Origin of the sequence: Halomonas sp. (assembly GCF_041689495.1) — a bacterium.
In the GTDB taxonomy this organism is placed as follows: domain Bacteria; phylum Pseudomonadota; class Gammaproteobacteria; order Pseudomonadales; family Halomonadaceae; genus Halomonas.
On record NZ_JBDNGD010000026.1, the window covers coordinates 1 to 5,686 of the forward strand.

The 5,686-nt window shown below is 61.2% G+C and carries 8 protein-coding genes and 2 pseudogenes; 1 reads left to right on the top strand and 9 read right to left on the bottom strand.

The window, feature by feature from the left end:
- Positions 1-199 (bottom strand): annotated as a pseudogene (locus ACESMD_RS00690) (mercuric reductase); the annotation flags it as partial.
- Between the two features lie 137 nt (positions 200-336).
- Between ACESMD_RS00690 and ACESMD_RS00695 the strand changes: the two are divergent.
- Positions 337-492 (top strand): annotated as a pseudogene (locus ACESMD_RS00695) (arsenical resistance protein ArsH); the annotation flags it as partial.
- Between the two features lie 55 nt (positions 493-547).
- On the opposite strand, the gene ACESMD_RS00700 reads toward ACESMD_RS00695, so the two are convergent.
- The 8 genes from ACESMD_RS00700 to ACESMD_RS00735 form a co-directional block, all read right to left on the bottom strand.
- Positions 548-874 carry a YnfA family protein gene (locus ACESMD_RS00700; protein ID WP_372609378.1) on the bottom strand — a complete coding sequence of 109 codons (327 nt, stop codon included), beginning with the start codon at positions 872-874 and terminating at the stop codon, positions 548-550.
- A gap of 102 nt (positions 875-976) precedes the next feature.
- Entirely contained in the window at positions 977-1,303 is a 327-nt protein-coding gene (locus ACESMD_RS00705; protein ID WP_372609379.1) for a rhodanese-like domain-containing protein, read from the bottom strand.
- Positions 1,304-1,311: 8 nt separating this feature from the next.
- Positions 1,312-1,767, bottom strand: coding sequence for a hypothetical protein (locus ACESMD_RS00710; protein WP_372609380.1), 456 nt, complete (start codon positions 1,765-1,767; stop codon positions 1,312-1,314).
- Positions 1,760-2,149 carry an ArsR/SmtB family transcription factor gene (locus tag ACESMD_RS00715; RefSeq protein WP_372609381.1) on the bottom strand — a complete coding sequence of 130 codons (390 nt, stop codon included), beginning with the start codon at positions 2,147-2,149 and terminating at the stop codon, positions 1,760-1,762. Before ACESMD_RS00715 ends, ACESMD_RS00710 begins: the two co-directional genes overlap by 8 nt.
- Before the next feature lie 118 nt (positions 2,150-2,267).
- Positions 2,268-3,620: an NAD(P)/FAD-dependent oxidoreductase gene (locus ACESMD_RS00720; RefSeq protein ID WP_372609382.1), complete on the bottom strand. Its 1,353-nt coding sequence runs from the start codon at positions 3,618-3,620 to the stop codon at positions 2,268-2,270.
- Positions 3,524-4,159, bottom strand: a complete 636-nt coding sequence (merC, locus tag ACESMD_RS00725; RefSeq protein ID WP_372609383.1) for an organomercurial transporter MerC — start codon at positions 4,157-4,159, stop codon at positions 3,524-3,526. Before merC ends, ACESMD_RS00720 begins: the two co-directional genes overlap by 97 nt.
- Positions 4,160-4,181: 22 nt before the next feature.
- Complete coding sequence (gene merA, locus ACESMD_RS00730; protein ID WP_372609384.1) at positions 4,182-5,588, bottom strand: mercury(II) reductase; 1,407 nt, start codon at positions 5,586-5,588, stop codon at positions 4,182-4,184.
- On the bottom strand, positions 5,585-5,686 hold a 102-nt coding region (locus ACESMD_RS00735), incomplete at its 5' end, for a mercury resistance system transport protein MerF (RefSeq protein WP_372609385.1). The genes ACESMD_RS00735 and merA, both read right to left, overlap by 4 nt.

Sequence of the window (5,686 nt, forward strand, 5' to 3'; positions counted from 1 at the left end):
CCGCGCAACACGACAACTGCGTCACATCCTTGGTGAAGGTCTGAGCGCAGAGCTTGAGTCCTTCCACCATGGTCAGATAGGGGAACAGTTAGTCGCCGATCTCCTGCACGGTCATGCGTGCGCGTAGTGCCATCACCGCCGTCTGGATCAACTCACCGGCGTCCCCTACCACCGCCTGCACACCCAGCAACCGCCCCGAGTCGCGCCACGTGCGGTTTCCACTCCGATGCCCTCCAGGTTCAACGCCTCGGTGTTGGGTGTCCGTCCGGTGGCCACCAGCAGTTGATTCGCCCGCCATGTCCCGGCGTTGGTGTCGAGAACAAACTCATTGCCGGTGTAGTCCACGCGGCCCGCTTGCTGGAGGCGATGGGCGCCGAGACGCACATCTTCAACCTGCCGCTGTCCGATGCTAATAAGCCCGCTGTGCACCTCAAGGTCTCGGAGTTGCGCGAACCCGCCGAATTATCGGAGGGTATGGTGTGGTGCTCGCCGGGGTGCCAGAGGGCTATCGAAGCGGGTCAACCAGCATTCGCACTGAAACTCTGCATCAGACGCTACGCGGACCAAACAGAATCACGCCGGCGCCGATCAAGCAGATGCTTGCGCCGATCATATCCCAGCGATCGGGTGGGCGATGCTCCACCAACCACAACCAGAGCAGCGACGTGGCGATGTAGATACCGCCATAGGCGGCATAAGCGCGCCCCGCGTAGTCAGTGTCAACCAGACTGAGCAGCCAGGCGAATAGTGCCAAGCTGGCCAACCCCGGCAATAACCAGCCCATCGTCTTGTCGAGCCGCCACCAGATCCAGAAGGTAAAGCAACCGGCAATTTCGGCGAGTGCGGCCGCGAAATAGATGAATACGGTCGACATGAGGTTCATTACCTTGGTAATCAATGGGACGCTAAGTGAAGAGGCCCCACCACCGGGAAAACCCGGCAGCAGGGCCTCTAAAGGCGCATCTATCCTCGGTGGTCACTGCGCTAATGGCAACCCGGCGTTCACCCAAGCTTTTTTGCCACCAACGTAATGATAAATCTGGGTATAACCGAGGCCGGCAAGCCTATCGGCGGCGAGTCCGGCTCGCTTGCACGAGGTGCTGGCACAATACACCACGATGGTTTCCTGCTTATCGGGGAGCCTATCGGGCGCTACAGCCAGGACGTCATCCGAGACGATGTTGATGGCATCGGGAAGATGCCCCTCGACAAAGCTGCCTGCCGGCAGGGTGTCCACCAAGGTGAACTCGCGTTGTTGCAGCTGCCAGTCTCGCAAGGTTGTCGTGTCGATCGTCGTCGCCATGCTCCCTCCTACGTCGCGCGGACCGAGTTACCGGGCAGATACTTGTCCAGCCCCCACAAGAGCACGCCAAACAGCAGATGTGGTACGGCAGAAGCCGGAATCAGCGTGGGGCCAATTTGCAGCCCAGCCACTCCCCAGCCCACGATGGGGAAGAACACCATCAGGATCACCAGCCAAAGCCCTACACCAAGGCCAAGCGCCGTCAGGAGATTCTTGCGAGGGAAGTAGCGCACGAACACCACTGACCAGAAGGTGACATAGGCCGTATGGAACAGCAGGCCCGCCGGAAGCGGTAGCTGGCGGCCCATCAGGGTTTCGGCGAAGGCCAGTGACGGTGGCTGGGGGAATGGTGATACCCCGGCCTTGAGCAATGCCACTGAGACCACCGCTGTCAGCAGTGCTACGACCACGCCGATGCCGGCGGCGCGCAGCCAGGACTTATCGGAAGTGAGGGCTTCAGTCATTTTGGCTTCCTTTTTCAGAGCAATGAGGGTGCGATGGCCGTACTACGTCGCCTCCGCTTGAGGGACAGCGCGGCCCGCACGTTTCCGCCGCATCGGCGCAGCAGGCGCCGACAAGATGATTCGCCAGGTCCAGCAGGTCGTCGAATACGGCGCAGTAAATGACGAACTGTCCTTGTCGGCGGGATTGGACGAGTCCGGTAAGGGCCAATTTCTGCAAATGAAACGTCAGGGCATTCGGGTTGATGCCCAAGGACTCACTGAGTCTACCGGCGGGTAGGCCAGCGGGGCCGGCCACCACCAGTCGTCGGATGGCGGCCAGGCGCACAGGATGGGCAAGTGCGGAGAGCTTCTTAGCGGCGATTTCATCATCAGCGATTGCCATATTTCAATGGTAGTTGAATTATATATTTCATGCAATATTGAAATAACCAGCATGGAACGATAGTTGTCCCCCTTCTTCGGTCCTATCGTCTCGATGCTCTCGTGGCCAGGTGGGCCTCTCACAACATTGAACCCAGATCCGAGCCGACGGTGGGGTAAGCCGGCACCATCGTCTTCAGGTCGGAGGCCTTCAGACCCAGCTTGATCGCTAGCCCGAATATGTTGACCAATTCGGCATATCCGGGGCCGAGCAGATGGGCACCCACTATCTCGTCGGTCGCGTTATCGACGAGAACCTTGACCGCGGCGGTAGGCTCGCCGATGCGCAGGTTGGAAAACCAGCCGCTGGTATCGGTGAACTGGACGCGTACATCATGGCCCGCCTCCTTGGCTTCCGATTCGAGCATGCCGACACGGGCAAGCTCAGGAAGGGTGAAGACAACGCTGGGCACGCCGCAATAGTCAGGGGTTTTGTGGTTGCCCTTGAGTATGTTGGAGGCGGCCACCTTGCCCTCGAACACGGCCACGGGCGTCAGCGGCGCACCGCTCGTGTCGGCGGCATCGCCTGCGGCGTACACGGCTGGGTTGGACACGCTTTGCAGATACTCGTTGACGACAACGCCGTGTTTGCTGGCCTGGATGTCGGCGGCTTGCAGATCAAGCGTTTCGAGCGTCGGGACTCGGCCAGCGCCATGCACCACCAAGTCGGCGTTCCATTGCTGCTCCTTGTCATCTTGCTCGCCGACAATGACGAAGCCGTTAGATGTGCTCTCGATCGACTTCAGCGTCGTGCCAAGTTGGACATCGATCCCCGCTGCTGCGCTACGTTCCAGCAGTTTGGTTACCAGGTCAGGATCGAACACCTTGAGCGGTCGAGCACCGCGATTGATGATCGTGATACGACTCCCCGCGCGTGCCGCCATGTGGGCGAACTCGAAAGAAATGTAACCACCCCCGACGAATAGGATGCGTTTCGGCAGATCGTCGAGCTCCATGAACTGGGCATTGTCGATCAGGTGCTCTTCACCGGGAACGTCAACCGGGCTTGGCATGGCGCCAGTCGCCACCAGGAAGTAGCGACCATCGAACCGTTCGTCGCCGATCTCGACCGTGTTGGGCCCCACGAAGCGGGCCGCTCCATGGAGGGTGGCGACTCCGTTTTTCTTGAGCCCTTTCTCGATGGTATCCGGCATCTTGTCGGTGAAGCTGCGTTTGTGGGCAACGAGGTCCGTCCAGTTGATTGTCACGCCGTTTTCCTCGATCCCCTTGCCACGCATCAGTTGTGCGGCATCGATGATTTCCGCACCCCGCCGCAGGATCTTCTTCGGGTCGCATCCACGCAGTGCGCAGGTGCCGCCGTAAGGCAGTTCATCCACTACTGCCACCGACCAGCCCGTCGAGGCGCATTTGTTGGCCGCGCTGACCGCCGCCATCCCGACGCCGATGACGATAAGATCGAATGCTTGCGCCATGCTGATAATCTCCTGATGGGGTTCAGTGTGCTGACTAGCAGATATCTGGCTTGCATTGATAATGCATTGCGCCAGCGCTGTGCCTTGTGGTGTTTTAATAACCTCACTCTCCTGTCGCGTGGGGCGGAGTGCGGTAAGGCGCAATGACGCTTGGCTGGGTGTAGAGCGTTCCAGACCGACGAGATGATCATCAATGTGAGACCCGTGTAAAAGACGAATTGTGCGTAGGTGGCGTACTGACCTAATTTGAGCTGGAAGGGAACGACGCCCACCAGTACCAGCAGCGGCCCGAACACACCCAGCAGGCCGCGGTAGCGTTGGCGATGGATGCGCCATGTCAAGATATTGGTAACCAGGGCGATCACGGCAAACAAGGGAATTAAGGTGGTGATGAAGACCCGTTCCCAGGACGCCAGAAACCCGAGGCCCAGGGTGGCGCCAATGCTCGCCAGCGCCGGAAAGCACACGGCGCAGCCCATCCCCGAGACAACGCTGCCCATAGGGCCCGCCTTGTCGGTGATTCGTGTCAAAAGGTTCATCGCCTCATTCTCCCGTGACAGTTCATCCCGCACAGCAAGATAGCTGCTTGACGTCCTTGGTGAAGGTCTGAGCGCAGAGCTTGAGTCCTTCCACCATGGTCAGATAGGGGAACAGTTCGTCGCCGATCTCCTGCACGGTCATGCGTGCGCGTAGTGCCATCACCGCCGTCTGGATCAACTCACCGGCGTCCCCTACCACCGCCTGCACACCCAGCAACCGCCCCGAGTCGCGTTCGGCGACCATCTTGATGAAACCAGCGGTGTCGAAATTCACCAGCGCACGCGGCACGTTCTCCAGCTCGAGCACGCGGGTCTCCACGCTGAAGCCCTGCTTTAGCGCCTCGGCTTCCGTCAGGCCGACGGTGGCTACCTGAGGGTCGGTGAAGATCACCGCCGGCATGGCGCTGAGGTCCAGGGTGGCCTCGCCACCGGTCATATTGACGGCGGCCCGGCTGCCCCCGGCGGCGGCCACATACACGAACTGCGGCTGGTCGGTACAGTCACCGGCGGCATAGACACCCGGCACGGTGGTTTGCAGGCGCTCATCCACCCGAATCGCGCCACGCTTGGTTTCCACGCCGATGCTCCCCAGGTTCAACGCCTCGGTGTTGGGTGTCCGTCCGGTGGCCACCAGCAGTTGATCCACCCGCCATGTCCCGGCATTGGTGTCCAGCACGAATTCGTCATCGAGGTAGTCCACGCGGCTCGCCTGGGTATGCTTGAGCACCTCGATGCCCTCGCGGCCAAATGCCGCCTCTACGGCGTCAGCCACCGCCGGGTCCTCCTGAGACAACAGGTGGCTGCGGGCCAGCACCGTGACCCGGCTGCCCAGCCGGGTGAACGCCTGGGCCAACTCTACGGCCACCACCGAGGCGCCGATCACCGCCATGCGCTCGGGAATATGATCCAGCGCCAGCGCGCTGGTGGAGGTGAGATAGGGCGTGTCCGCTAAACCGGGCACCGGCGGCATCGCAGGCCGGGCGCCGGTGCCGATAAAGGCGCGATCGAAGCGGACGGTCTGCTCGCCGCCCTCGTTCAGCGTGACCGTCAGATGTTGGGCATCGACAAACCGGGCCTCACCGTTCAGGACCGTGATGGCCGGATGGTCGCGCAGAATCCCCTCGTACTTGGCGTCACGCAGCTCCTCGACACGCCGCTGCTGTTGCTCAAGCAGCCTAGCTCGATCCACCACCGGTGCCTGGGCACTCAGGCCTGCATCGAAGGGGCTCTCCTTGCGCAAGTGCGCAATATGCGCGGCGCGGATCATGATCTTCGAGGGCACGCAGCCGGTATTGACGCAGGTGCCGCCGAGGGTGCCGCGTTCGATCAGGGTGATGCGGGCGCCGCGTTCGGCAGCCTTCAGGGCTGCCGCCATGGCCGCGCCGCCACTGCCGATCACGGCGATATGCAGGTTGTTGTCATCATTCATGGACGTGGTTCCTTGTTTGATGGGCGGTCACAGCAGGCGTCATGGCGTTGCTTGCGCCAAACCGCATAGATCGTCAGGCCGATGAAAAAAGTCAGGGC